This window comes from Streptomyces sp. NPDC031670 (assembly GCF_055580545.1).
In genome coordinates this window covers 263,907-281,553 of the sequence record NZ_JBVILC010000008.1, presented here as the reverse complement: position 1 = coordinate 281,553, position 17,647 = coordinate 263,907, and the positions used below count along the sequence as shown (strand labels likewise).

The 17,647-nt window shown below is 72.2% G+C and carries 18 protein-coding genes; 12 read left to right on the top strand and 6 right to left on the bottom strand.

The features are described from left to right. Positions 1 to 33 precede the first annotated feature (33 nt). The 4 genes from ACZ5ID_RS17910 (at position 34) to ccrA (ending at position 4,022) form a co-directional block, all read left to right on the top strand. The gene (locus ACZ5ID_RS17910) at positions 34 to 468 is read left to right on the top strand and encodes a MarR family transcriptional regulator (protein WP_468898538.1); all 435 of its coding nucleotides are present in this window, start codon (positions 34 to 36) and stop codon (positions 466 to 468) included. A gap of 19 nt (positions 469 to 487) precedes the next feature. After that, positions 488 to 1,900 (top strand): MFS transporter, encoded by a 1,413-nt coding sequence (locus ACZ5ID_RS17905; protein WP_468898535.1) that lies wholly within the window; start codon positions 488 to 490, stop codon positions 1,898 to 1,900. Between the two features lie 78 nt (positions 1,901 to 1,978). Then, positions 1,979 to 2,563: an isochorismatase family protein gene (locus ACZ5ID_RS17900; protein ID WP_468898532.1), complete on the top strand. Its 585-nt coding sequence runs from the start codon at positions 1,979 to 1,981 to the stop codon at positions 2,561 to 2,563. 136 nt (positions 2,564 to 2,699) lie between these two features. After that, a complete protein-coding gene (gene ccrA, locus ACZ5ID_RS17895; RefSeq protein WP_468898529.1) occupies positions 2,700 to 4,022 on the top strand; it encodes a crotonyl-CoA carboxylase/reductase in 1,323 nt (440 codons plus the stop codon). A gap of 141 nt (positions 4,023 to 4,163) precedes the next feature. On the opposite strand, the gene ACZ5ID_RS17890 is transcribed toward ccrA, so the two are convergent. Then, entirely contained in the window at positions 4,164 to 4,871 is a 708-nt protein-coding gene (locus tag ACZ5ID_RS17890) for a TetR/AcrR family transcriptional regulator (protein ID WP_468898526.1), read from the bottom strand. A 138-nt stretch (positions 4,872 to 5,009) separates the two neighbouring features. Here ACZ5ID_RS17890 and ACZ5ID_RS17885 point away from each other — a divergent pair, with 138 nt between their 5' ends. The 3 genes from ACZ5ID_RS17885 to ACZ5ID_RS17875 all read left to right on the top strand — a co-directional run bounded on the left by ACZ5ID_RS17885 (position 5,010) and on the right by ACZ5ID_RS17875 (position 7,442). Next, positions 5,010 to 6,209, top strand: a complete 1,200-nt coding sequence (locus tag ACZ5ID_RS17885; RefSeq protein ID WP_468898524.1) for a CaiB/BaiF CoA transferase family protein — start codon at positions 5,010 to 5,012, stop codon at positions 6,207 to 6,209. A gap of 59 nt (positions 6,210 to 6,268) precedes the next feature. Then, positions 6,269 to 7,123 carry an HpcH/HpaI aldolase/citrate lyase family protein gene (locus ACZ5ID_RS17880; RefSeq protein ID WP_468898522.1) on the top strand — a complete coding sequence of 285 codons (855 nt, stop codon included), beginning with the start codon at positions 6,269 to 6,271 and terminating at the stop codon, positions 7,121 to 7,123. Between the two features lie 172 nt (positions 7,124 to 7,295). Continuing rightward, positions 7,296 to 7,442, top strand: a complete 147-nt coding sequence (locus ACZ5ID_RS17875) for a hypothetical protein (protein ID WP_406554309.1) — start codon at positions 7,296 to 7,298, stop codon at positions 7,440 to 7,442. Positions 7,443 to 7,444: 2 nt separating this feature from the next. Here ACZ5ID_RS17875 and ACZ5ID_RS17870 read toward each other — a convergent pair whose 3' ends face one another. From ACZ5ID_RS17870 to ACZ5ID_RS17855, 4 genes are read right to left on the bottom strand one after another with little or no spacing between them, the layout of a single operon-like run. Beyond that, entirely contained in the window at positions 7,445 to 8,938 is a 1,494-nt protein-coding gene (locus ACZ5ID_RS17870; protein ID WP_468898521.1) for a patatin-like phospholipase family protein, read from the bottom strand. Continuing rightward, on the bottom strand, positions 8,935 to 9,858 hold the full coding sequence (locus ACZ5ID_RS17865) for a hypothetical protein (protein ID WP_468898519.1): 924 nt from the start codon (positions 9,856 to 9,858) through the stop codon (positions 8,935 to 8,937). The genes ACZ5ID_RS17870 and ACZ5ID_RS17865 overlap by 4 nt, the downstream gene beginning before the upstream one ends. After that, on the bottom strand, positions 9,855 to 11,069 hold the full coding sequence (locus ACZ5ID_RS17860) for a beta-ketoacyl-[acyl-carrier-protein] synthase family protein (protein WP_468898518.1): 1,215 nt from the start codon (positions 11,067 to 11,069) through the stop codon (positions 9,855 to 9,857). The genes ACZ5ID_RS17865 and ACZ5ID_RS17860 overlap by 4 nt, the downstream gene beginning before the upstream one ends. Then, positions 11,066 to 11,287 carry an acyl carrier protein gene (locus ACZ5ID_RS17855; protein WP_468898515.1) on the bottom strand — a complete coding sequence of 74 codons (222 nt, stop codon included), beginning with the start codon at positions 11,285 to 11,287 and terminating at the stop codon, positions 11,066 to 11,068. Before ACZ5ID_RS17855 ends, ACZ5ID_RS17860 begins: the two co-directional genes overlap by 4 nt. Positions 11,288 to 11,855: 568 nt before the next feature. Here ACZ5ID_RS17855 and ACZ5ID_RS17850 point away from each other — a divergent pair. The 3 genes from ACZ5ID_RS17850 (at position 11,856) to ACZ5ID_RS17840 (ending at position 15,034) form a co-directional block, all read left to right on the top strand. Beyond that, a complete protein-coding gene (locus ACZ5ID_RS17850; protein ID WP_468898513.1) occupies positions 11,856 to 13,673 on the top strand; it encodes a hypothetical protein in 1,818 nt (605 codons plus the stop codon). A gap of 27 nt (positions 13,674 to 13,700) precedes the next feature. Then, positions 13,701 to 14,456, top strand: coding sequence for a bestrophin-like domain (locus ACZ5ID_RS17845; protein WP_468898510.1), 756 nt, complete (start codon positions 13,701 to 13,703; stop codon positions 14,454 to 14,456). A gap of 74 nt (positions 14,457 to 14,530) precedes the next feature. Next, positions 14,531 to 15,034 (top strand): GNAT family N-acetyltransferase, encoded by a 504-nt coding sequence (locus tag ACZ5ID_RS17840; protein ID WP_468898508.1) that lies wholly within the window; start codon positions 14,531 to 14,533, stop codon positions 15,032 to 15,034. Between the two features lie 38 nt (positions 15,035 to 15,072). Here ACZ5ID_RS17840 and ACZ5ID_RS17835 read toward each other — a convergent pair whose 3' ends face one another. After that, the gene (locus tag ACZ5ID_RS17835) at positions 15,073 to 15,318 is read right to left on the bottom strand and encodes a chaplin (RefSeq protein WP_468898505.1); all 246 of its coding nucleotides are present in this window, start codon (positions 15,316 to 15,318) and stop codon (positions 15,073 to 15,075) included. Positions 15,319 to 15,533: 215 nt separating this feature from the next. Between ACZ5ID_RS17835 and ACZ5ID_RS17830 the strand changes: the two genes are divergently transcribed. Further along, on the top strand, positions 15,534 to 15,806 hold the full coding sequence (locus tag ACZ5ID_RS17830; RefSeq protein WP_468898503.1) for a DUF3253 domain-containing protein: 273 nt from the start codon (positions 15,534 to 15,536) through the stop codon (positions 15,804 to 15,806). 99 nt (positions 15,807 to 15,905) lie between these two features. Continuing rightward, positions 15,906 to 17,549, top strand: coding sequence for an amidase family protein (locus ACZ5ID_RS17825; protein ID WP_468898500.1), 1,644 nt, complete (start codon positions 15,906 to 15,908; stop codon positions 17,547 to 17,549). Positions 17,550 to 17,647 lie beyond the last annotated feature (98 nt).

Below are 17,647 nucleotides of genomic sequence, written 5' to 3'. Positions count from 1 at the left end.
AGCTAAGCCGTGCTTATAAGCTAAGCTTCGTTCGTGGAAGACAAGGAACTCACTCTCGACCTGGCCAGGCAGACCCGCGACAGCGTGTCCGCACTGGCCCGGCGCATGCGGCAGGAACGCCCCGCGCACGGTCTCGGACTCACCAGCGCCTCGGTGCTGAGCAGACTGGACCGCGCCGGAGCCCTCAGCCCGAAGGAGCTGGCCGCCGCCGAAGGCGTCCTGCCCCAGTCACTCACCCGCCAGCTCGCCTCCCTGGAGGAGCACGGCCTCATCACGCGTCGGCCTCACGACCGCGACGGCCGCCAGGTCCTCATGGAGATCACCGACGCGGGCCGCCACCTGGTGGAGAGCGACCGGCAGAGGCGTGACGCGTGGCTCGCCCAGGCGATCACCAAACGCCTGACACCGGTGGAGCGGGAGATCCTCGGCGCCGCGAACAAACTGCTGGACCTCTTGTCAGAAACCTAGGAGACCCCGAGGGGGCGTCGTGCCGTTACCGACCGCGCAGACCGCAACTCAAGCGGCTGCCCCTCCCCGTATCCCCCTCGGCTTCCTCACCCCGATCGTTCTGGGCACCCTGCTCAACGCCCTCAACTCCTCGATGATCGCGGTGGCGCTGCTCTCCATCCAGAAGGCCTTCGACGCCGGGGCCGAGGTCATCTGGCTGGTCTCCGGCCTCTATCTGGCCACCGCCGTCGCCCAGCCCACGATGGGCCGCCTGGCGGACGCCCTCGGCGCGCGCCGCGTCTTCGGATTCGGCCTGGTGCTGGTCCTGGTGTCGGCGACCGCCGCGCCGTTCGCCCCCACGCTCGGGTGGCTCATCGCCGCCCGCGTCGTGCTCGGGATCGGCACCTCGGCCGCCTATCCGGCCGGCATGTCGATGATGCGTACCTGGGCCGCCGCCCACAGCGGTGAGGGCTCCACACCCACCGGCGGCCTCGGCGCCATCTCCGCCGCCTCCCAGGCCGCCGTCGCCCTCGGTCCGCCGCTCGGCGGTGTCCTGGTCCAACTCGCGGGCTGGCGCGCCATCTTCTGGGTCAACGTCCCGCTCACCGTGGCGGCCATGGTCATGGCGTTCCTCTGGCTGCCCGCCGACGAACCGGCCCCCCGCGACGCCGGCGCCACCCTGCGCGAACTCGACCTCGCGGGCATGGCCCTGTTCACCGGTGAGCTGTGCGGTCTCATGCTCTTCCTGCTCTCGCTGCCCGACGACCCCTGGTGGTGGGCGCTGGCCGTCTTCGTCGTGCTGACCGCCGCGTTGATCCGCCGCGAACTGCGGGCGCGCAAGCCCTTCGTGGACCTGCGCATGATCGCCCGCAACGGACCGCTCGCCGCGACCTATCTGCGCTGCATGGGCACGTACGTGGTCTTCTACTCCATCACCTACGCCCTGCCGCAGTGGCTCCAGCAGGGCCGCGGCCTCTCCGAGTCCGCGTCCGGCCTGGTGATGCTCCCGGTGGCCGCCCTCGGCTTCGCCACCACCATGTGGGCCACCCGGCTCGTCGAACGCGGTCTGCGCACCGTCCTGATCACGGGTTCCGCCGCCCTCTGCCTGGGCAGCGGGGCGCTGGCCCTGTTCGGGGAGAGCGTGCCGATCTGGGAAGTCCTCCTCATCGCCGCCGTCCTCGGGCTGCCCAACGGCTTCAACAGCCTGGGCAACCAGACGCTGATGTACCGCACCGCGCCCGCCGACCAGATCGGCACCGCCTCCGGGCTGTACCGCACGGCCCAGTACATCGGCGCCAACCTCGCCTCGGCCCTGGTCGGGATCGCGGTCGGCCGTGACGCCGACGACTCCGGACTGCACCTGCTGGCCGCGGTGATCACCGGCATCAGCCTCGTCCTGCTCGTGAACGCCGCCACCACCCGGCATCTGCGCGGCGCCGAAGCACGCGGCTGAAGCCCTCCCCGCCAATCCCCTCACCCCTCACGTGCGCACCCCGCGTACGCGTACACCGGTTCAGAAAGGACCACACCCATGCCCGTCACCGAACTCAGCCCCAAGGCCGCCCTGGTCGTACTCGACCTCCAGGAGGGCATCCTCGGCCTCCCGCTGCAGCCGCACCCGGCCGACCAGGTCGTGGCGAACAGCGCCCGGCTCGCCCACGCCTTCCGCGCTGCCGGTCTGCCCGTCGTGCTCGTCAACGTGGCCCACGGCCCCGACGGCGGAGCCGCCCTCAACCCCCGCGCCGACGTGCCCCACAACCCGCCCGCCCTGCACCCCGAGTACTCGCGCCTCTCGCCCGAACTGGAGCCGCACCCGGGCGACCTGCTCATCACCAAGCGCCAGTGGGGTGCCTTCACCGGCACCGAACTGGACCTCCAGATGCGCCGTCGCGGAGTCGACGAGCTCGTCCTCACCGGTGTCGCCACCAACCTCGCCGTGGAGTCCACGGCCCGCTTCGCCTACGAACACGGCTACCACGTGATCGTCGCCGAGGACGCGACCAGCACCTTCTCCGCCGAGCACCAGGAGTTCGCGACCAAGCGGATCCTGCCGATGATCGCCCGCCTCGACACCACCGACGCCGTCCTCACCGCGCTCAAGGCCGCCGGCGAGTAAGTCCGGACCGGCCGTTCCGCGCGGGCACGCGTCAGCACCCCCGACCACCAGCAAGGCGCCTTGGCACACCCGCCCGTACACCGGGCGCGCACACCGAGACGGGTTGCCCCGGCAAACCGTCCGAGATCGGAGAACCATGAGTACGTCCCTCGCAGCAGCCGTGATCGAAGGCCGCAGCGGTGAAGAGCTCGCGGAGCTGCCGCTGCCCGAGCAGATGAAGGCGGCCGTGATCCACAAGGCCGACACCGCGATGTTCACCGGCATCGAGGACAAGGACGTCCGCAAGTCGATCCACGTCGACCAGGTGCCGCTGCCCGAACTGGCACCCGACGAAGTGATGGTGGCGGTGATGGCCGGCGCCATCAACTTCAACACCGTGTGGTCGGCCACCTTCGAGCCGGTGCCCACCTTCCGTTTCCTGGAGGACATGGGCCGGCGCGGCGGTTGGGACGCGCGGCACGACCTGCCGTACCACATCCTCGGCTCCGACGCCTCGGGCGTGGTGGTACGCACGGGCTCGGCCGTGCGCCGCTGGAAGGCGGGCGACCACGTCGTCGTCGCGACGGCCTACGTCGACGAGCAGGACCCGGCCACCCACCGCGACGGCATGCTCGGCGAGGACCAGCGCGCCTGGGGCTTCGAGACCAACTTCGGCGGTCTGGCCGAGTACACCGTCGTCAGAGCCAGCCAGCTGCTGCCCAAGCCCGCGCTGCTCACCTGGGAGGAGGCCGCCTCCAACCCGCTGTGCGCGGGCACCGCCTACCGCATGCTCGTCAGCGACCGCGGCGCCCGGATGAAGCAGGGCGATGTCGTCCTGATCTGGGGCGCGACGGGCGGACTCGGCGCCTATGCCGTGCAGTTGGTGCGCAACGGCGGCGGTATCCCCGTCGGCGTCGTCAGCTCCCCCGAGAAGGCGGAGCTGCTGCGCAAGCTCGGTTGTGAGGCGGTCATCGACCGCTCCGAGATCGAGCAGGGCGACCGCACCATGCTCCAGCGGCCCGAGGGCTGGAAGAAGCTGGGCAAGGCGATCCGCGCGGCGGTCGGCGAGGACCCGCACATCGTCTTCGAGCACGTCGGCAAGGCCACCTTCGCCGCATCGGTCTTCCTCGCGCGGCGCGGTGGAACGGTCGTCACCTGCGGCTCCAGCACCGGCTACGACCACCAGTACGACAACCGCTACCTGTGGATGAAGCTGAAGAACATCATCGGCAGCCACGGGGCCAACCTCGACGAACAGTGGGAGACCAACCGGCTCATCAGCCTGGGCAAGGTCCTGCCGGCGCTGTCCGCGACGTACGCGCTCGACGAGGCGGGCGAGGCCGCGCGCAGCGTGCAGGTCAACGAGCACATCGGCAAGGTCGGCGTGCTCGGTCTCGCGCCGCGGGCCGGACTGGGCGTGACCGACGCCCAAGCGCGTGCCCGGGTGGGTGAGGAGCGGTTCGCGCTGTTCCGGGGCTGACGGCCCGAGGGCTCGGGCGGAAGCCCGACCACGGCGGTGGACCGGGGCGGTTGCTCCGGTCCACCGCCGCCACACGCGCACTGGGCGGGCCCCTCGTCTTGCCGGGGTGGGCGGAGGACGGCGCGAGCAGCCGCGGCCGGACTACCGCCCCTCCCGCCGGCCGCTTGACGCGAGGTCCGCTTCCAGACCGTTCAGCAGCCGCTCCAGACCCCAGGTGAACTGCGTGTCCCGCGCGCCTTCGGGGGCGTACTCGGCCGCCGCGTGCAGCAGCGGGAAAGACGCCGGTGGCAGATCGGCGACGGCATGGCCCCACCAGGCACGGTGTTCCTCCTGGCACTGCGGCTCGGTCCGGTTGATCTCGTACAGGACGAAGCCGAGGGTGTAAGTCTGGGCGGCGTGGTAGGCGCGGACCGCCTCGCGCAGCGGCCAGCCGCCCGCCGTGAGGCGGCCGAGCAGCCATTCGAAGACCTCCGCCAGCTCCGAGCTCCACATACGACGCGTCATCAGAAGCTCTGCCAGCGCGCTGTGTTCGAGCATCCGCAGGCGCAGCGCCGCGGAGAACGCCGCCAGCGCCTCGCGCCAGCCCAGGGAGTCGGAGCGCTCCAGCGGGAAGTCCCGCAGTACCCCCGCGGCGAGCAGTTCGAGCAGATGCTCCTTGCTGTGCACATGTCCGTAGAGCGACATCACACCGCAGCCCAGCTCGCGGGCGAGCCGCGGCATGCTCACCGCCTCCAGGCCGTCCCGCCGCGCGATGCGCAGGGCGGCGGTGACGATCTGCGCCCGGGACAGCGAGCCCCGCGGCCGTCTGCCGCCCTTGCCCGCAACCGGATTCGCCGAGGCCTTCGCCATCGTGCTCCTTCGTTCTCCCGCATGGCCGATCCGCGTCCACCGGGCCCGAGTGATCTTGCGTACCGTCATCGACCAGCCTACGGTACACATTACCGTAAGCCTTACGGTACACATCGGCGGAAGAGACGGTGATGCCCAGTGGAGAACGAGACGCAACTCCCCTTAAGCGGCGTACGGGTGTTGGACGCGGCCACCTTGTTCGCGGGGCCGGGCACCGCCACCCTGCTGGGGGACTTCGGGGCGGACGTCATCAAGATCGAGCACCCGACCGGTGATCCGGCGCGGCGCAACGGGGTGCAGGTCCACGGCGAGAGCCTGTGGTGGAAGCTGATCGGCCGCAACAAGCGCACCATCACCCTCGATCTGAACCGCCCCGAGGCCCAGGAGATCTGCCGGACTCTCGTACGCGACGCCGACGTCCTGGTGGAGAACTTCCGTCCCGGCACCTTCGAGCGCTGGGGCCTCGGCTATCAGGAACTCTCCCGGATCAACCCCCGTCTGGTGATGGTCCGCGTCAGCGGCTTCGGCCGGGTGGGCCCCATGCGGCACCGCGCCGGCTTCGGCACTCTCGCCGAGGCCATGAGCGGCTTCGCCCACTCCACGGGCGAGCCCGACGGACCGCCCACCCTGCCCCCGTTCGGCCTCGCCGACGGCATCGCGGCCGTCACCTCGGCGTACGCGACGATGGTCGCCCTGCACGCGCGGGAGACGACCGGGCGCGGCCAGATCGTCGACACCGCCCTGATCGAGCCGATCCTGCATCTGCTCGGCCCGCAGATCTCCGCCTTCCAGCAACTCGGCGTCGTTCCGCGCCGCTTGGGCAACCGTTCGGCCAACAACGCCCCGCGCAACGTCTACCGCTGCCGTGACGGGCGCTGGGTCGCGGTCTCCACCAGCGCGCAGTCCATCGCCGAGCGGGTGATGCGGCTGGTGGGCAGCCCCGAACTGATCGACGAGCCGTGGTTCGCCAGCGGATCGCGGCGCGCCGAGCACGTCGAGGAGCTGGACGCCGTCGTCGGCGGCTGGATCGCCGCGCGCGACGCCGACGAGGTCATCACCGCGTTCGAGGAGGCCGAGGCCGCCATCGCGCCCGTCTACAGCGTCGCCGACATCATGGCCGACCCGCAGTTCGCCGCTCTCGACACCGTCGTGCACCTCGACGACCCCGAACTGGGCGACCTGGCCATGCAGGGCGTCCCCAGCCACCTGTCCATCACCCCCGGCCGGGTCCGCTGGGCGGGACGGCCCCTCGGTGCGGACAACGACGAGGTGCTGGGCGGGCTCGGCATCGGCCCGGTGGAACGGGCGGAGCTGCGCGCCAGGGGAGTGATCCGGTGACTCCCGTTCCGATGCCGCCCGTCGGCTCACACCGAACGCTCCCGGCGAAGGAGGAACCGATGGAGGAACGGTCCGCCCCCGCCGGCCCGTGGCGCACTTGGCTGTATGTGCCCGGAGACCGCCCGGACCGGTTCGGCAAGGCCCTCGCCAGCGGGACCGACGCGGTGGTCGTGGACCTTGAGGACGCGGTCGCGCCCCGCCTCAAGGACACCGCGCGCGAGGCAGCCGCCGCCTTCCTCGGCCGGGCACACCCCCGCCCGGTGTATGTGCGCGTCAACCCGCTGGGGGAGGGCGGTGAGGACGACTTGGCCGCGCTGCGCGGCAGCCGGGTATCGGGCATACGTATACCCAAGTGCGAACACCCGGAGCGGATGGCGGAGGCGGCGCGGCACCTGCCGGGCGTGCCCCTGGTGCCGCTCGTGGAGACGGCGCTGGGCGTGGAACGGGCCTACGCGCTGGCCACCGCCCACCCGTCGGTGGCGGGCCTGGCCTTCGGCGCGGCCGACCTCGCGGCCGAACTCGGCACGGCACACCGGGACGTGCTGGACGCCGCGGCCCACCGCGTCCTGCTCGCCGCCGCGGCGGCCCGGCTGCCCCGCCCGCCCATGAGTGTCTTCCCCGCCGTACGCGACCTCGACGGTCTGGCGACGGACTGTGCCCGTGGCCGCGCACGCGGCTTCTTCGGCCGCTCGGTGGTGCACCCCGCCCAAGTTCCGGTCGTGAACGCCGCGTTCACCCCGTCCGACGAGGAAGTGACCGCCGCACGCCACCTGCTGCGACGTGTCGAGGCCGCCCATTCGGCGGGCTCCGGTGCGTGGCTCGACGAAACCGGCGCCCTCGTCGACACCGCCGCGCTGCGCCAGGCCCGCACCGTCCTGGACATCGCCGCCCTCGGGGCGGGGGATCCCGCTTGAGCGGTGTTCGGTGAGTACCCGAAGACCCGGACCGCCTCCCGCGCCCTCCCGGCGCGCCGCCGTGCTCCCGGCGGTACCCGCGGCGCCCCACGTGGCGCCCCGGGCCACCGTTTCGGCGGACGGTGCCGGGGCAGACGACGTAGCGTCACAACGAGCCACATCGGGAGGGTTCATGTCCGGGCTACTCGCAAAGATCAAGCAGTTCAGCCGCACTCCGCAGGGGCAGCGGACGATCGCCTCGGTGCGGCGCGCGGCTGCCGACCCGCGCAAGCGGGAGCAGGCCCGGGGAATGTTCAAGCGGCTTCGCGGCGGGCGCTGACCTCAGCCGGATTCGGCTCCCGGCTCACGCTGGGCGGCCCCGCCGAAGAGCAGGTTGCCCACGCATCCGGGTTCCTCGCTGGTGAAGTAGTCGTGCAGGGACTCGCTCAGTTCGTCGAGGCTGGTCATACCGTCCCCGTCGGTGTCCAGCCGGCGGGCGATGTGGTCGGCGTCCGCCTCGTCCGCGCCGAGGGCGCGGACGAGCAGTCGTGTCTCAGCCCTGCCGAGCAGGCCGTCCTGGTCGTGGTCGGCGGCCATCAGGATGGCCGTGACCAGCGGCAGGATGCAGGTGTCGTAGGTGGCGGGGGTGAAGGCGAGTTCGGTCAGGGCGGTGGTGAACGGCTCGCGCGTCAGGGACTGCGAGGAGAGCACCCCGGCCTCGCCGGTCAGACTGCGCCAGTACGTGGCGAAGGCGTCCCGCAGTGCCAGAGCCTGCGGGGTGTCCCTGTCGTGGCCGAGGCGCGTGGCCATCCGCTTGGCGGCGGCCGTGAAGTCCGACGCCGTGACGACACCGTCCGTGTCGGTGTCGAAGAGGTGGAACTGCCGCCGGTGCTTCTCCGTCACCAGGGGCGGCACGGTGCCGGTCCAGGTGCGGTGGACGTGGGGCCGGGGCGCGATGCGCCGAGGGACGACCGGCTGTCGCGTGGCGCGTGCCTTGAGGTACTGGCTGGTGGCGGCGTAGCTGAGGTCGATACGGCGGTGGATGGCGGCCAGTTCGCGGCTCTTGCTGGGCCAGCGGGCCTCCCGCCCCTGCGTGGGGGAGTCCTCGCCGCTGGGCAGCACGTGCACACGTACTCCGTCAGGGCGGCTGTTGAGGACCTGGTGCAGATGGTGCCGGCGGGAGACCTCGAAGATGGTCGCTCCCAGTTGCCAGGGGGTACGGGCCGGGCGCAGGGGCCGTTCGTTCTGGCGCATGCGCAGGACGTAGATGGTGCGCGCGCCGCTGGCCACCGCCCTGGCCAGGGGAACGGATTCGGTGACCCCTCCGTCCACGTAGTGCTCGGCACCGATCCGCACCGGGGGCCACAGTCCCGGCACCGCGCTGGAGGCGAGCAACGCGGGGAGCAGGGGCCCTGAGTCGAAGTACCGCACGGCCGCGCGCTCGATGGACGCGGCGACGCACTGGTAGGGGACCTGGAGGTCCTCGATCCTGCTCGGTTCGGTGAAGTGGGTGGCGAGGAGGGCGCGTACGGCGGTGTTGGTCTTGATCTCGGGCCGCAGGGCAAGTGCTTTGAGCACACTGCGCGGGGTGAGCCCCATGACGCGGCCGGCGACGAAGTCGTGCCAGAACCGCAGCATCTCGTCACACACCGTCAGTGTCGGGTTTCTGGCGACCATGGCCCCCTGGATCGATCCGATGGACGTACCGATGACCAGGTCAGGAGTGATTCCGTGCTCGAAGAGAGCGCGGACCATGCCTACCTGATGGCCTCCGAGTACGCCCCCTCCGCCGAGCACGAAGGCGACCTCGGGCGTCTTGGTGGGCTGGTGTGTCATCTCTGTGGCCTCTCCAGGTCGGTGGTCCGGGCGGGCGGCGGGGGAAGGGCGCGGACGTGGGAGATCCACGCGTCCATGGCCGCCCACCGCTGATCGAGCCAGGCGGCAGCCGCGGCCGTTTCGCGGGGCACGTCCGCTGCCGGGGTGTGCCACCAGTTCAGGTGTACGCGACGGCCGCCGCTCGACGGATGGCCGAGGTCGGTCAGGCAGCAGAGTGGGTCTTCCAGACCGGTGTGGCCCACGATGACGACATCGGCGTCGACGGCGTGGGCCAGCACCCGGGCCGTCCCGGCCGTCACCGGAGGAAGTACGTACCGCAACTGCCGTGCCCGGGCCGCGCGTTCGGGATCGGACGTGTGCAGAGCCCTCAGTACCGCACGCCTGCGGGCGGCGGTCGGGTGGGCGCCTTCGGGGAAGTACGCGAGCACGTCGTCCGGACCCAGCCGCTGGGCATGGTGGATCAGGAACCGCATGGCGCGGGCGGGCCCGTGCCGGTTCCACCGGAACAGGGCCACCCGCAGGGGACGCAGCAGCAGTGCGAGAGCCGGGTCCAAGGCCGGCAGGAGGCGTCCCACCGAGATCAGGCTCCGCCCCAGTTCGTGGCAGGCGAGCAGGGCCAGCAGCTGCGGGTTGAAGGGGCCGGAGTGGCGCACCAGCAGCACCACCGGGCGACCGGGCTCGATGGGGGGAGGCGCGTGGCGCTCCAGAACGAATCCCGCCTTCTCGACGCCTGCGGTGAGCAGCCGGTGACTCAGGCGGCCGAAGAGCTGTTCGTGGGTGTGGGCGTCCCGCGTCCGGCGCGACAACAGGGCGCGCAGGGCCGGGAGTTCGAAGTGGGTGAGGTAGATCCACGCCAGTCGCAGGCAGTGCCACAGGGCCGTGCCGCGGCGCAGGGCTGTGGCCGGGCGGGGCTCTCTCACGGTGCGGTCACCACCAACGCGGCGTTCTGCCCGCCGAAGCCCACGGAGTGGGTGAGTACCGTTCTCACCGGTCGGCGCAGTGTGGAGGGGACGAGGTGCAGGTCGGCGGCGGGATCGGGGGTATGGAGGTTGGCCGTGCCCGGGATGGTCCCGTGAACGATCGACAGCACCGCGCACACCGTCTCGATGGCCCCCGCCGCGCCGAGGCTGTGACCGGTCACTCCCTTGACCGAGGTGACGGGTGGCCGGTGCGGGAAGACCCGGGCCATCACCGACGCCTCGGCAGCGTCACCACGGGGAGTCCCGGTGGCATGGGCGTTGACGTGGTCCACATCGGACGGGGACAGACCGGCGTCGGCCAGTGCGTCGCGCACCGCCCGCTCCAGCCCGGTCCCGTCGGGATGGGGCGCCACCGGGTGGTGGGCGTCCGCGGTCTCTCCGCGTCCGGCGACACGGGCATGGACGCGTGCCCCTCGGGCCAGGGCGTGGTCTTCCCGCTCCATGATCACGATGCCCGCGCCTTCGGCCAGGACGAAGCCGTCACGCCGGGAATCGAAGGGGCGGGACGCCCTCTTCGGGTCTTCCGCACGGGACAGCGCGCCCAGTTGAGCGAAACCGGTCGCCACCACCGGGGTCAGCGGCGCCTCGGTGCCGCCCGCGATGACGATGTCGCAGCGCCGGGCGCGCAGCATGTCCAGGGCGGTGCCGATCGCCGTGGCGCCCGAGGCGCAGGCGGTCGAGACCACCAGGCAGGGGCCGGTGATCCGGTGCGCGATCGCGGTCTGCCCGGTCGCCATGTTCGACAGATAGTGCGGCAGGAGGAGCGGCGAGACGGCCCCGGCGCCCGCATCGCGCATGGTCTCCTGGGCCAGGACGCAGGCATCGAGCCCGCCGATGGAGTTGCCCAGGACCATCCCGACCCGCGAACCGTCCCACCGCGCGGGGTCGAGCCCCGCGTCGGTGAGGGCCTCCGCGACCGCCACCAGCGCGAACTGGCCGAACCGCGCGGTGCGGTGAGCGCGTTCCGCGCCCAGCACCAGCTCGGGGTCGAAGCCGGGCACCCGGCAGGCCAGGCGGACGGGTGAGGGCGCGAGCCGGGGGTCCACCACCGCCGTCGCCCGGCCGGAGCAGATACCGGCCCAGCTCTCCGCCACGCCGATACCGGCCGGAGTCACCAGGCCGAGGCCCGTGACCACGGCTGCGCCGCTCACCCGCGCAGCCCTCTCTCCAGCAGGGTGACGAGTTCCCGCACCGTCGCGGCGCGTGCCGCCCGGTCGCCGTCGATGACACCGCGGTAGGAGCTCTCCAGGGCGACGGCGAGTTCCGCGCGAGCGAGGGAGTCCAGATCGGCCAGGGAGGTGTCCAGGGCCAGGTCATCGGCCGGAATCCGCAGGGTTTCCGAGATGAGGGCTCGGACTTCAGTGAACATGGACATCCCCAAATGGCTCATGGAGTCGATGGACGGGAGCGGCGACCGGGGAGGCCGTCGCACGGGTCGGTGGAGGTCGTCGCACAGCTCGGTCGAACCGCGGGATCAGGACCGGCCGCGCCCGGCCGTCGCGTCAGCCGAGTATGTGCCGGAGGCGCCGAACCGCGCGCTCCAGGGAGTCAGTGGGCGCCCCGCCCGCTGTACGCGCCCCCCGCGGCGGCACCCGCCCGGCGTCCCGCGCCCGGGCGGTCCGCCGGGGGCGCGGCCGACCCTGTGTGCGGCGGTCGCGGAGGCAGTGCACTCACCATCGTCATACGCCATGTCTTCCCCGCCTCCATGGCGGGCCGATCGGCCGATCGGGGGAGTGTTTCTCCTTCAATCAATGAGCTCGACCCGTGCGGAGCGAGTGCCTCGTCCGTGGCGGCGAACGCGCGCGGTGCGGCATGGCTGCTGACCCATCAGAGCGATATAAGGCAGAAAATACGATTACCCCGGCACGCCTGCGGCCCCTGCCACCGGGCGAGCGGTGACCATCTGCTCAAAGCGATTCTCGCCAGAAGGGGTCACGATGGGGCTTCGGCGCGGGCGCCCGCTGAGCTGGCAAACGGCCTTCCTCGCCGTGTGCACGATCACGGCCGCCATGTTCGCGGCCCTGGCGGACCGCGCACCCGCGGCACGCGCGGGCGGGGTCGGCGGAAACAGTCTTCAGCTGTCGGTCACCGTCAACACCCGTCCCGGCCTCGGCGCGACGCAGCCCGGTATCCGGGCCGGAGCACCCGTCGTCAAGGTCTACCGGCTGACCAACTACAGCGGAGCCGACCTGACCTCGGTGCGTCTGAACGACCCGGCCGTCCCGCCCGCGCTGCTCCGCTGCGGCAGCGGGAACCTCGGGACCCTGCGGGCGCTGTCGAGCACCACGTGCACGGCCCGGTTCCCCGCCGTCCCCGGCCCGCACACCGGCTGGGTCACCGCGACGGGCGAGATCGCCTCCCTGGGAATACGGATGACGGCTTCCGCGCAGAGCGGATACGCGGGTGTGGCCGGGCAGCTGTCCCTGTCGGAGAGCGCCCTGCTGACCAGTTTCAACGAGGCCGAGGTCCGTTACGTCCTGACCAATGCCGGCAACAGACCGGTGTACGACGTCCAGTTGGCCGACCCGGAGCTCGCGCCCGGCCGCATCGACTGCTCCGGCCGTACGGACGTCCCTGAACTGCCGCCCGGGACGGCCATGACCTGCACGGCGCGGCTCGTGCGGCCCCCCGGCACCTACCGGAGCGCGGGGAAGGCCACGGGCAGCGACTGGACGGTCACCCTGGGCCCGACGGGAGGCAACGAAGCACCCCCTGTCCTCACGGCCAACGCCACGGCCTCCTTCGACATCCCCACCGCCCCCGCTCTTCCCCCGGCCGCCCTCGCCCCGCAGTTCCCCCTCCCTCCGCCGTTCCTCCTCCGCCCGCGCCTTCCGCTGCGCCAGCAGACGCCCCCCGTAACCGTCCCTCCCCGCGGCGGGGGCACCGTGCCACCGCCCCGGTCGCCCGGCCCGGGCGGGACACCGGGAGCAGGCGGGGCACCCGGAGCGGGCGGGACGCCGGGATCGGCCGCCGCCCCGGTACCCGCCGTACCGCCTCCGGCCGCCGCCACGCCGGGCCTGCCGCCCGGCGTGACGACTCGCGGCCTGCTCACCCTGCCGCCGTTCTACAGCCCTCCGATGACGGCTCCGGGCCCCCTCGCGCCGGAAGGGGCTCCTGCGGCACCCCTCTTCGGCGAGGGCGTCACGGGGACCGCGCCCGCCCCACCGGGCGGCGGAATCGGCGGCGCCACAGCCGTGCCGCCGGGCGGTGTCGCCGGTACGGGGCCCGTGCCGCCGGGCGGCGTCGCCGGTGTCACGCCGGCCGTGCCACCTGGCGGTTTCGCCCCCGTGCCACCAGGTGGCGTTGCCGGTGTCGTGCCTGCGCCACCAGGTGGTGTCGCCGGTGCCGCCCCCGTGCCACCCGGCGTTGCCGGGCCCGTGCCGCCGGGTGGCACCGCCGGTACGGGACCCGTGCCACCCACCGGCGGGACGGCGGGTGTACCGCCGGCGGCGCCAGGAGGGGGGACGCCCGGTGTCGTGCCCGCGCCCCCGGGCGGCGGGACCGCAGGCGTGGCGCCCGGGGGCGCGGGTGGCGGAACCGGCGGTGTCACACCCCGGCAACCCCCGGCGCCGGTGCCACCCACCCGGCCCGTGCCACCCCGTACCCACGAGAACCGCGGGGAGGAGGCTTCGGTCCTGGCCCGGGTGCGGCGCAAGTCCCGGGAGGTTTCCGGCCTTTCCGTCGTGGTCGTCCTGCTCCTCCTCCTCATCCCCGCCGCGTTCGCGGCGGCGCTCCTGGGCTCCCGCCGCCACTGATCCGCCCCGTGATCCGGAGGGATTCCCGTGCTTGACACCCTGCAAAGCCTCGCGATTGTTCTCGGGGTGGCCATGCTCGCCGCCGCGGTGGTCGTGGTGAAGGGGCGCCTCTTCCCGCCGAGCCCCGACGAGGAGCCGCGCGAGGACGTCGCCGAGTACATCTCGATGATGGTCGGCGTCCTCTACGCGCTCGTGCTGGGGCTGGCCCTGGTGTCCGTATGGGGGACCAGCAGCAGTGCCTCCTCCCACGTACAGGCGGAGGCCAGTGCGCTGCACGAGACGTACCTGGTCGCCGAGGCGCTGCCGGCACAGGAGCGGGGGCAGGTGCGTACGCTCTCCGCGCAGTACGCACACCAGGTCGTCACCGTCGAATGGCCCCGGATGACGGACGGACAGGACCTCGGCCCGGAGGGCTGGTCGCTACTGAACCAACTGCGCGCGGCGAGCCGGCTTCCGGCCACGGCGACGGTCACCCAGCAGCTCGCCGCTCAGGAACTCCTCTCGCAGCTGGGCACACTCGACGAGGCGCGGCGCGGGCGCGAGGCCGACGCCCAGAGCAGCCTGTCACCCGTCCTCTGGCTCGGTCTGATCCTGGGAGGAGTGCTGACGGTCGCCTTCATGTTCATCTTCGGAATCCGGCGCAGCTTCACGCACATCATCATGGTCATGGGCCTGGCCGGGCTCATCACCTTCCTGGTCCTGCTCATCCGCGAACTCGACGCCCCCTTCGGTGACGTCCTCGGCACCGATGCCACGGCCTTTACGCGCTACTTCCACACCTGAGCGGAGTGCCGACGGGGCGGGCCGTGACGGCAATCGTGGTTGACGCCCACGGCAGCCGTCGATTTGCTGGGCCGATGAACGACCTCCGTAACCGACCGGTGAACGACGACGCTTCGATCCGGGACTGGCAGTACGTCCACAACCTGATCATCCCGGGCGACCCGCTGTCGCTCGACGACGTCCGCGCCCGCACCAGCCGCAACGTCATGGAGGTCGCCCACCTCGGGGACGTCCTCATCGGCTGTACCACCGTACGGCCGCCCACCAAGGACAACGCCGCCACCGCCACGGTCATCGCCCGCGTCCTCCCCGAGCACCGCCGACGCGGCTTCGGCACCCGGCTCTACGAGCGCGCCCTCGGCCAAGCCCGAGCACTGGACGCGCAGTTGATCGAGACCGTGGTACTGGGCTCCAACGAGGACGGGCTGCGCTTCGCCGTACAACAGGGCTTCGTCGAGCTCGAACGCTATCTGCTGCGTGAGGGCGACACCGTGCCCTGGATCGACCTGCGCCTGGCGTGCCAGCCGGGACAAGCCCCGGGCGTCTACGGCCCGTCGGACTTGCCCCAGGCCGGGTGACACGCCCCGTCCGTCGGGAGATGGCGGGGGTGTGGTGCCTAGCCGTTGGTGCAGCTGTTCCCGCTGGCGGGGTTGAGGAGACCGATGACATCTATGGTGTCGCCGCACACGGCGACCGGAATGTGGATCGGTACCTGGGTCACGTTGCCGGAAAGGAGACCGGGCGAGTTGCTGGCCACGCCGGTCGTTGTGTCGGGGCCCGGATCTGCGGCGAGGGCCGTACCCGCTCCTGCCAGGGTGAGGACCGTGGTCAGGGTGGCAGCGGCGACGATGCGCATACGCATGACAACCTCCAGTTGAAATCTTCAGGGTGAGGATGCTCTCCCCCGTGCGGGACGCCTCGTGCACAGGGCGGTCCCGCGCGATCGGGCTCCCCTTCCAGCCTTGTGCGGTGAGTGGTGTGCGTCGCCTTGATTAGCCCAAACGGGTGATGGCACCCGTGCAGCTCCGCCCCGGCCTCACCGGCCCACGGCGCCGCCGGGGCTGCCACACTGGGGGAGTGACCGAGACCGAACGGCAGGCCGGCCGGCGCCTGGAACGCGCCATCCTGGAACTGCTGGAACGTCGTGGCGCGACCGCGACGATCTGCCCCTCCGACGCCGCGCGGGCGGTGTACGGCGGGGACGACGACGGCTGGCGCGCCCTGATGGAACCGGCCCGGCGCGCGGCCCGGCGACTGGTCGCGGCGGGCGAGGTGGAGATCACCCAGGGCGGGCGCCCCGTCGAGCCGACACGGGCCCGCGGCCCGATCCGAATCCGCCGCGCCCGCTGACGTACGCACCCCCGATATGGACTGACCGTCCTTCGGGGCAGGAGGCGGGGCCGGGACGGCTCTTGTGCCATGAGGTAGGGGTGTAGTGCGCTGTCTGCCATGACACTGAGCAGAGTTGGTGCACTGATCGCCGCCGTGGCCGGCGGAGCGCTGCTGGCGGGCGCGTCGGGGTCGAGCGCGCACGATGTCGGCGCGAGGGACCAGCCGTCGCAACGGGCAGCGGTTCTTGAGGGGATCGACCTCGACAAGGGGATCGACCTCGACACGGTGACGATCCCGGAGTTACAGACCGGCAGGGAGAAGGGGACCCTGACGTCGCTGGCGCTGACCCGGGCGTACTTGCGGCGTATCGCGAGCATCGATCCGAAGATCCACGCGGTGCTGTACACCGATCCGTCGGCCCTGCGGCAGGCCGCCGCCAGCGACGCCCGGCAGCGCGGCGGCCAACTGCGCGGGCCGCTGGACGGCATTCCCGTACTGCTCAAGGACAACGTCGGCACCCGGGACCTGCCGACCACGGCCGGGTCGCTGGCGCTGACGGGCAGAGCTCCCGGCCAGGACGCGGTCCTGGTCACCCGGCTGCGGCAGGCCGGAGCGGTGATCCTGGGCAAGACCAATCTGTCGGAGTGGGCCAACTTCCGCGCGGCCAAGCCGACATCGGGATGGTCGGCCGTGGGCGGGCAGACGAACAACCCGTACGTACTCGACCGCAATCCGTGCGGATCCTCGGCCGGCTCGGCCGCCGCGCTTGCCGCGTCGCTGTCCCAGGTGGCGATCGGCACCGAGACCGACGGCTCCGTCGTCTGCCCGGCGGGCATGAACGGAGTGGTCGGCTTCAAGCCGAGCCTCGGGCTGGTCAGCCCGAGGGGAGTGGTACCGATCTCCGCCGAGCAGGACACCGCCGGGCCCATGGCCCGCAACGTCATCGACACCGCCCTGACGCTTTCCGCGCTCACCGGCGATCGCCTCACGGACCTGCCCGGCCGGGAGGAGGCCGACACACCGGGGCGACAGGCGACAAGGCAGGGTGAACCGGCGGGCCGTCAGGAAGGACTGCGGCACAAGCGCATCGGGTTGTGGCGACTGCCCTCGCTCGGACCCGAAGTCGACGCCGTGATGACCCGTACCGCGGTGAAACTGCGCGCCGCCGGCGCCGAAGTCGTCGAGGTGACGCTCCCGTACCAGGACCGGCTGGCCCAGCTCGAATTCCCCGCGCTGCTCAGTGAGTTCCACCGGGACATCGACGCCTACCTCCGTACGCGCCAGGGGCCCCGGGATCTGGCCGCGCTGATCGCGTTCAACCGCACCCATCCCCGGGAACAGACCTGCTTCGCCGGACAGGAACTGTTCGAGCAGGCCCTCGCGGCCCCGCCCACCACCGACCCGGGATACCGCGCCACGCGTGCGGAGCTGACGGACCTGTCCCGGCGTTCGGTCGACGAGACGCTGGCCGCCCACCACCTGGACGCCATCGCCGCGCCGACGAACCCGCCGGCGTGGACGACCGACTGCGCACGCGGTGACAACGACGTGATCCCGTCCTCCACCCCGGCGGCCGTCGCCGGGTACCCCTCGCTCTCGGTGCCCGCCGGGTCCGTGGGCGAACTCCCGATCGGTCTCCTGCTGACCGCGGGCCACCACCAGGACGCATCCCTGCTGTCGCTGGGAGCAGCCGTGGAGCGAGAGCTGCGGGCCTGGCGCGCACCGCGATATCTGCCGTCCGTGGGCTCCACCGCGCACTGAACGCGGCGGGGCTCCCTGCCCTCGATGCCGCGCCCCTCTGGTCACCCGAGCGACGCCAGGCGGTGCGGCGGCCAGGCGGTGCGGCGGCCCGGGACCAG

Coding starts and splice junctions, on each gene's coding strand:
- ACZ5ID_RS17875 (WP_406554309.1), top strand. CDS start 7,296: ATGTCCGGGCTACTCGCAAAGATCAAGCAGTTCAGCCGCACTCCGCAG.
- ACZ5ID_RS17870 (WP_468898521.1), bottom strand. CDS start 8,938: ATGACACACCAGCCCACCAAGACGCCCGAGGTCGCCTTCGTGCTCGGC.
- ACZ5ID_RS17850 (WP_468898513.1), top strand. CDS start 11,856: ATGGGGCTTCGGCGCGGGCGCCCGCTGAGCTGGCAAACGGCCTTCCTC.
- ACZ5ID_RS17890 (WP_468898526.1), bottom strand. CDS start 4,871: ATGGCGAAGGCCTCGGCGAATCCGGTTGCGGGCAAGGGCGGCAGACGG.
- ccrA (WP_468898529.1), top strand. CDS start 2,700: ATGAGTACGTCCCTCGCAGCAGCCGTGATCGAAGGCCGCAGCGGTGAA.
- ACZ5ID_RS17840 (WP_468898508.1), top strand. CDS start 14,531: ATGAACGACCTCCGTAACCGACCGGTGAACGACGACGCTTCGATCCGG.
- ACZ5ID_RS17835 (WP_468898505.1), bottom strand. CDS start 15,318: ATGCGTATGCGCATCGTCGCCGCTGCCACCCTGACCACGGTCCTCACC.
- ACZ5ID_RS17900 (WP_468898532.1), top strand. CDS start 1,979: ATGCCCGTCACCGAACTCAGCCCCAAGGCCGCCCTGGTCGTACTCGAC.
- ACZ5ID_RS17880 (WP_468898522.1), top strand. CDS start 6,269: ATGGAGGAACGGTCCGCCCCCGCCGGCCCGTGGCGCACTTGGCTGTAT.
- ACZ5ID_RS17855 (WP_468898515.1), bottom strand. CDS start 11,287: ATGTTCACTGAAGTCCGAGCCCTCATCTCGGAAACCCTGCGGATTCCG.
- ACZ5ID_RS17825 (WP_468898500.1), top strand. CDS start 15,906: ATGACACTGAGCAGAGTTGGTGCACTGATCGCCGCCGTGGCCGGCGGA.